General features: G+C 43.6%; 6 protein-coding genes. 2 read left to right on the top strand and 4 right to left on the bottom strand.

The annotated features are described in order from the left end of the window. Positions 1–609 (bottom strand): permease (locus F6K20_RS19990; protein ID WP_287295779.1); only part of this gene is annotated, 609 nt, incomplete at its 3' end. 264 nt (positions 610–873) lie between these two features. Here F6K20_RS19990 and F6K20_RS19995 point away from each other — a divergent pair. Then, entirely contained in the window at positions 874–2,247 is a 1,374-nt protein-coding gene (locus tag F6K20_RS19995; protein WP_287295781.1) for a hypothetical protein, read from the top strand. On the opposite strand, the gene F6K20_RS20000 is transcribed toward F6K20_RS19995, so the two are convergent. After that, a complete protein-coding gene (locus F6K20_RS20000; RefSeq protein ID WP_287295783.1) occupies positions 2,233–2,433 on the bottom strand; it encodes a hypothetical protein in 201 nt (66 codons plus the stop codon). The two genes, F6K20_RS19995 and F6K20_RS20000, sit on opposite strands and share 15 nt — an antisense overlap. A 65-nt stretch (positions 2,434–2,498) precedes the next feature. Here F6K20_RS20000 and F6K20_RS20005 point away from each other — a divergent pair, with 65 nt between their 5' ends. After that, positions 2,499–4,682: a glycosyltransferase family 39 protein gene (locus F6K20_RS20005; RefSeq protein ID WP_287295785.1), complete on the top strand. Its 2,184-nt coding sequence runs from the start codon at positions 2,499–2,501 to the stop codon at positions 4,680–4,682. A gap of 397 nt (positions 4,683–5,079) precedes the next feature. Here F6K20_RS20005 and F6K20_RS20010 read toward each other — a convergent pair whose 3' ends face one another. Both F6K20_RS20010 and F6K20_RS20015 read right to left on the bottom strand, forming a co-directional pair. Next, a complete protein-coding gene (locus tag F6K20_RS20010; RefSeq protein ID WP_287295786.1) occupies positions 5,080–5,247 on the bottom strand; it encodes a hypothetical protein in 168 nt (55 codons plus the stop codon). 595 nt (positions 5,248–5,842) lie between these two features. Then, positions 5,843–6,097, bottom strand: coding sequence for a hypothetical protein (locus F6K20_RS20015; protein ID WP_008191033.1), 255 nt, complete (start codon positions 6,095–6,097; stop codon positions 5,843–5,845). Positions 6,098–6,353: the final 256 nt, after the last annotated feature.

Here is a 6,353-nt window from a genome sequence, read left to right on the forward strand (position 1 = left end):
TTGTAGTCGGTCAGGCAAGGGTTTGCTTTGTATGTCCTGGCTAGGGGGTGTGTTTAAGACATTAGCGTCTAAGGCCAAGGGTGTACCAGATTGACCGAGTAAATATGAGCCTGATTGTAGTAATGCTGGCTTATCCTCAGCAAATTTCCTTGGTCTAGAGCGAAACACTGCTCGTTGCAGTAGGGGGCCTAAGTCTTTCTGAGTACTGAAGACACAGCCGATAAAAATGGAAATACTTAAGGAAAATAAAATTCGCAATACCCAGATTTCCGGCTGGTCTCGAAAGGCTACCCAGGTTGACCAAATTACTACAGGATTGATGGTTGGGGCTGCGAGCAAAAACCCAATTGCAACTGGTGCTGGTGCTCCCTGGCTCAGCAGCCGCCTAGCCACTGGCACATTACCACACTCACACACTGGGAACAAAAAGCCGACACAACTACCAAAAACTGCTCCTAGAAAGGGGTGGCGAGGCATACTAGCAATCAGCTTGCGCTCATCCACAAAAAACAGCAGTAAGCTGGAGAGAATAACCCCCAGTAGCAAAAAAGGTGTTGCTTCAACCAACAAACTCAAGAATAGGGTGAAGGCGTTGTTGAGCTGATTCATGCATTTCCTATTTATGCTTGAGCAACGTTATAAGCAAGACAAAAATCAAAGGTCAAAAGTCAAACACTAGTCTGTGGTAAGGCTTTTGGATACCACCGATAGGGAAATTTAATCGGGAAAACCTTACCTAATATCAGACGATTGTTTTGTGACATAGAGGCCAGATCTTTCCCCGTAGGGTGGCGCATAGCTACACTTCGTGAGAGCGTTTGGAATAGTTGAGAGTTTACTATCCTTGTTACTATCCGTTGGAAGGTTAAGCCAATGTCTGACCTAAATAAAATAGTATACCCTAATCTTGACCTATTCCTCTACGATCTACGGGAAGGTCTAGGGCAAGACCCGGAAATTATTGATTATAACCGTGAACGATTCTGGCAAAGAATCTATGGTCATCCCGAGGGTGATGAATCAGACCTGATCCTAGAGCCGACGTTACTGGCTAAGCTCAAACAGGCAGAACGCTCAGAATCTAGGTTGGTGGAACTATTGGGTGCTGATGTGGTCAAGCATTTCGAGCGTCCTTTGGAAGGCTACTACTACCCTATCCAAATTGGTAACACTTACGCCCTTCAGGTAAACTGTTCCGGAGTCTATGCTGATGGGATCAGACAATCAAACCATTCACCCCAACCCATTACAAATATTAAGAAAATCCAAGGGGAAATTCTTGCCCACATCAATCATCAACCTGGAGCAATTGGTCAAACTTGGATCATGTGGGGTCAACTGTGTGACCGTGATCAAGACCCTACACAAATTGCCCTAGAATGCTACAAGCAACTGGTGTCTAAACCCGACTGGTCAAGAGACTTTCAAGCCCAAGGCAAAGTGCTAGGGGGTACTTTATTTGAATTTTGGCGTCCTCCCGCTGATTGGTCAGAGCCAGAAGCGATCAAAAACAACCATCATCTTTTAATTTGGTTGTTTCCCAAAAAGCGTTCTATTGATTCTATCATCGATAGCATTACTGGTATTTATATAGACTTAATTTACTTATTGTATTATCGTAACAAAATTCTTTGGGCTTATGGTGAAATTAACCGACCACTAGCAGAACTTAAAGCTGATCTAGTCTCAGTTAAAACTAGTATTGCTCAGATCAGCATGTTACCCCAAAATACATTAAAATTAAGGGAAATACTAAGCAATAATCTCAACCTATTGTCTCGTTATGCTACTAATTTAGGGATGCTGGATTCCCAAACCCAAACCATTAAAACCAATATCGAAGATTACCAACAACGATTGACTAAATTAAAACAGGTTTATCAACGGGGTGATTGGCACATTCTGGAAGAATTTAGGGATTTAGCAGCTAGCCAATATCTGCAACAAGTGGAGATGGAGCATGGCAGATTAAAGTCTGGTTTAACCTTACTAGAAAATATGATTCGGACAGTAGATGGCATGACCCAAACTTACCAAACCCAGAGTAATCGTAGCTTACACCAAAGCATTGCTCTAGCTGGTGTGGGAGTAGCAACTAGTAGCATTACTGCTACTGTCCTAGTTAAACAACAACCCCCTGATAATAATACTATTTTTATCATGACACCAGCTTTTGCCTGGAGTCTTCTCACTGGTGCGATCGCTACTCTGGTAATGTGGATGATTTTACGGTTATTTAGTCGTTGAGGGAATAGGGAACAGGGAGTAGGGAGTAGGGAGTAGGGAGTAGGGAGTAGGAAAGAGAGGGAAGTGTGGGAGGTGTGGGAGGTGTGGGGAGATGGGGAGATGGGAAGATAGGGAGATGGGGAGATGGGGAGATAGGGAGATGGGGAGATGGGGAGATGGGGAGAGAAATTTAAGGCTTTTGAACAAGTGGATAAATCTAAAATTTCAATGCTGATTAACTTAATAAGTTGCTATTTAAAAGAATTATATAAATGCTAAATAGATTGTCAATTAATAACTGTTTTGTTAAATCAAAATCCATTATTATTGACATAATTTATCCAGTAATTATTGAAATAACTAAGCTAAATTATTCCCGATTCCCTACTCCCGATTCCCGATTCCCGATTCCCGATTCCCGATTCCCGATTCCCGATTCCCGATTCCCGATTCCCTGTTCCCTGTTCCCGATTCCCTGTTCCCTTTCCTATATGTACTTAAAAAAATCCCAAACCGCTTTATTACTCCTACTGTGGATTACGATTGGGGCTTTGCTGCGCTTTGCTAGTCTAGGGGTTTTACCTCCTTGGACTGATGAATGTGCCACAACAGTATTTAGCTTGGGTAACAGTTTTTACTCGTTACCTCTGAATCAGTTTATGGGAGTAGAAATGCTATTAAGCCCACTACAACCATCTCCTGATGCTGGCATTAGTGATGTTATTCATTATTTATTAACGGAAAGTACCCATCCCCCAGTTTATTTTGCTCTAACCCATCTGTGGCTGAAACTATTCCGATTAGAGGATGGTATGGTTTCCATTTGGGCAGTGCGATCGCTTTCTGCCTTATTGGGAGTAATCTCGATTCCTGCTATGTTTTGCCTAGGTCGGCTGGCCTTTCGCTCACTATTGGTAGGTCACATAGCAGCCGCAATGATGGCTGTTTCTCCTTTCGGGATTTTCCTAGCTCAACAGGCTCGTCATTATACTCTGGCTATTTTGCTGGTGATAGCATCTCTCGGTTGCTTGGTGAAAGCGGTAGAGTTAATCCACCGTGGTGAACGGTTGCCCAGTTGGCTAGGGTTAGCCTGGGTGGGAGTGAATAGTCTGGGGATTGCTACCCATTATTTCTTTATCTTGACTTTAGGTGCGGAAGCGATCGCATTATTCAGACAAGCTTGGCGAGAAACTCAGCAAGACCGACTAGCTTTGATCAAACCTTACTGGTGGCGGATTTATGGAGTAGCTATGGGTTCGGTAGCGGGATGTTTAGTGTGGATACCGGCCTTACAAGCCATTCATGATAGTCCCCCTACCCAATGGATTTATAGTCAAAATGCGATCGCACGATGGATTGAACCCATAGGACGATTCCTACTATGGCTGTTCAGTATGGTTTTACTGCTACCTTCCTCTTTCTATGACCTATCCCTAGGAATTGTGATTGTTTCCGGTATAGTTACGTTAATCCTAGTGGTTTGGATAGTATCCCATCTCCGCTATGGACTGAAATTGCAACAACTCGATCACCATAACCATTCCGTTATCACAATCCTAAGGGAGTATGTCTTAGCAGCAATTGGGTTATGTTTAGTCTTGACCTGGGGTTTCGGTATAGATTTAAGCACAGCCCCTCGTTTTCACTTCGTCTACTTTCCAGCAGTGATGCTTTTGGTGGCAGCAAGCTTAGGTGGTTGTTGGAATCAGATAGTGGGGAATAGGGAACAGGGAATAGGGAACAGGGAACAGGGAGTAGGGAGCAGGGAGCAGGGAAAGGGAAATGGAACAAAATTCGATTTACCTGATCGGGATGACAAAGGGTATACAGCAAATTCCGCCCCCCTAACCCCCCAAGCGAGGGATTGCTCGCTTGGGGGGGAAATTGAGTCAAAGTCCCCCAGAATTGGGGGATTTAGGGGGCTTGCAGCTAAAAGCAGTGAGGTCAATTCATCTGAAAACAGCTATAAGTCTTACTTTGGCAGAAGGATAGTTGTAGCGGTATGGTTGATTGGGCTGTTGGGTGGATTAGTGACAGTCTCGAATCTTGGTTATCTTCAGAACGAGCGCCCGGATCTACTAGTGTCTGTTGTTAAGGAAGCAAGTGAAGCGCCGGTTGCGATCGCAACCACCTACAAACACCATGGACAGACCGGGCGCATGATGGGATTAGCTTGGGGATTGAAAGGTATAGCTGTTGCTAATGATTCTAATGATAATTCCAGGGATTTTCCTCAATTTTTCTTAGTAGCTCGTGACCGGAATAGTTCTAGTTATGAGGATGCTGTCCAACAATTACAACAACAATTAAAAGAATTGCCACGACCACTAGACTTATGGTTAGTCAATTTCCGTACCAAAATTGACCTAGAATCTCAGCAATGTTTTCGAGAAAAGACCTCTCGAAAGTGGGCTGGTCAATACAGTTATAAGCTTTATCGATGTGTTAATAATTAAGCAGTCAGCGGTCAGCCGTCAGTGGTCAGCCGTCAGCTTCGTGGCACAGGCTTCCAGCCTGTGACTTCACTCAGTAAAAAATTTGCGTAGGGTGCGTTAGGGACGGGCTCGCCTTCATTTTATCGGTATCCAGTGTTGAGAAAGTCCGTCCCGTAACGCACCACCAGGTCAAACTGATAGCTAAGAACTGATAACTGATTGCTGATTGCTGATTGCTGACGGCTTAAATAAAAAGATAAAACCTAGTCAAACTACCATGGATAAAGATACTAAATTTGCTTTACTCGTAATTGCTATTCCCCTGTGTGGGTTAATTTATTGTGGCTCAGCAATAGCAGTGATGGTTTACAGCGAATACGTCAGAGAACATCCCTTGACATTTGGTACCCTTTTTTTACTAATTCCATTCGCGACCGGAGCATTCATTTGGCTGAGAGCTTCCGCTAAAGCTTATCAAGAAAATGGAATAGGGAATAGGGAATAGGGAATAGGGAGTAGGGAGTCGGGAGTCGGGAGTCGGGAGTCGGGAGTCGGGAGTCGGGAAATTCGGATCAAAAATTATCACGATTAATTTAGGATTACTATACTCTACTGAAACGCCAAGGGTAAACAACCTTAAACCTTGGCCAAAAGGCCACGCTACGCGAACAACATCCTAACCTTAAATTTTCAACCTCATAACCTTCAACCTTAAACATCCTAACCTTAAACCTTAAACATCCTAACCTTAAACCTTAAACATCCTAACCTTAAATTTTCAACCTCATAACCTTAAACCTTCAACATCCTAACCTTCAACCTTAAACATCCTAACCTTCAACCTTAAACATCCTAACCTTCAACCTTAAACATCCTAACCTTCAACCTTAAACATCCTAACCTTCAACCTTAAACATCCTAACCTTCAACCTTCAACCTCATAACCTTCAACCTTCAACCTCATAACCTTCAACCTTCAACCTCATAACCTTCAACCTTAAACATCCTAACCTTAAACCTTAAACATCCTAACCTTAAACTCCACAAAAAAATAGCCGCAGAAATACTTTCCACGGCTATAGGTTTTGATGATGACTACAATTTTTTAACCAAACCTAAACACAATCCCATGTCATGAGACCTAATGTCTTGGCCAGGGGGGTTACCCCCCCTAATTTAGTTTAATCGATAATCAGGTACTTGGTCATGATCGTGATGAATTCCCCTGGGATACCCGTCGGCTGAAGGGGGCTCCACTCCGAGATTTCCGCGTAACGCAGCGCATATAGGGTATGCATGGTCTTAATTATGGCCTTACGTGACCCTTTAAGAATGTGCTTAACTGGGTATTTTTTTGGAGAAGGTTCCTGAGGAGTATTAGCGGGAGTAATCTCTTCAGGATTGTTGTTTTCGTTTGGGATAAACTCTTCAGTCATCGTTAAAACCTTTGCTTGAAGTGCTGTTTTACCAGCACTTGACTAGGATTAAAATCCCCCGCCAATAAGCCGACCCAGGCAATTTCAGGCACCACAAAGTCTGAATTATAGCTCATTTGACCCGAGTCTAGGCCATAGTCTGACACTAGGGTGTGTTTTCAAAGTTTTCCGCAAGATATTAGATCCCCCCCAGCCCCCCTTATTAAGGGGGGAGCCATACTCAAAGTCCCCCTTTTTTAAGGGGGACCAACGGGGG

This window comes from Moorena sp. SIO2C4, assembly GCF_010672485.1.
GTDB classification, from domain to species: Bacteria; Cyanobacteriota; Cyanobacteriia; order Cyanobacteriales; family Coleofasciculaceae; genus Moorena; species Moorena producens.

What these genes read in the sequence shown, in the direction of transcription:
- F6K20_RS19995 (WP_287295781.1), top strand. Translation starts at nt 874, where the DNA reads ATGTCTGACCTAAATAAAATAGTATACCCTAATCTTGACCTATTCCTC.
- F6K20_RS20005 (WP_287295785.1), top strand. Translation starts at nt 2,499, where the DNA reads ATGCTAAATAGATTGTCAATTAATAACTGTTTTGTTAAATCAAAATCC.
- F6K20_RS20015 (WP_008191033.1), bottom strand. Translation starts at nt 6,097, where the DNA reads ATGACTGAAGAGTTTATCCCAAACGAAAACAACAATCCTGAAGAGATT.